The 437-nt window shown below is 38.7% G+C and carries 1 protein-coding gene; it reads left to right on the forward strand.

The features are described 5' to 3' along the window. Window positions 1-437 (forward strand): phage integrase central domain-containing protein (locus J7R13_RS09020; protein WP_425523235.1); only part of this gene is annotated, 437 nt, incomplete at both ends.

Here is a 437-nt window from a genome sequence, read left to right on the forward strand (position 1 = left end):
AAAATGTTAAGTATAGAATTATAAACAATGTTTCTAAACATATTGGTGATCGCGCATATAAAAGCATAGAAAAACATCATATCCTTGACGCCGTAGACAGAAGGCGAGATTCTCCCGCAGCGGCAAAACATTTTTTGACCTCTTTAAACGGTCTCTTTAATTGGGCGGTTGATAATGCCCTTTTAAATAGAAATCCTGCCTTTAATATAAAAGCACCAAAATCTTTGAACAGTGAGGGATTACTACCATGGCGAGAAGAGGACATAGACAAATATTATCACCGTTGGTCACATGGTACGCATGAACGCGTCTGGATTGATGTTCTTCTTTATACGGGCTTGCGCCGTGGTGACGCCGTCCGTATCGGCTGGAAAGATGTCAAAGATAATATCATTTATCTCAAAACAGAAAAGAGCCAATTTAAAACAGATGTTTTT

Origin of the sequence: Bartonella taylorii 8TBB (genome assembly GCF_902825155.1) — a bacterium.
GTDB classification, from domain to species: domain Bacteria; phylum Pseudomonadota; class Alphaproteobacteria; order Rhizobiales; family Rhizobiaceae; genus Bartonella; species Bartonella taylorii_A.